Here is a 225-nt window from a genome sequence, read left to right on the forward strand (position 1 = left end):
GCTTGTTGTGCTTTGCGTGCTTTGGCTCTCTCGATAGCCGCAGCGACAGCCGCTTTTTTCGGATCGGTTTCTGCCTGCGTGGGTTGCTGATCTGAAGTCTGATCTAACGCTTTTCGTTCACGAGCGAGTTTCTTACGTTCCGCTCTAAGACGGGTCATTTCGGTATTGTCGGGTTCACTTGATTTCTGCGCTTCAGCTTGTTTTGCTTTCAGATCGGAAGAGCGG

1 protein-coding gene is annotated in these 225 nt (G+C 51.1%); it reads right to left on the bottom strand.

The window, feature by feature from the left end:
- Positions 1–225: hypothetical protein (locus ACP45E_RS01785; RefSeq protein ID WP_158008358.1), on the bottom strand; the 225-nt coding region annotated here is incomplete at both ends.

The sequence above is a fragment of the Vibrio genomosp. F10 str. 9ZD137 genome (assembly GCF_049974785.1).
In the GTDB taxonomy this organism is placed as follows: Bacteria; Pseudomonadota; Gammaproteobacteria; order Enterobacterales; family Vibrionaceae; genus Vibrio.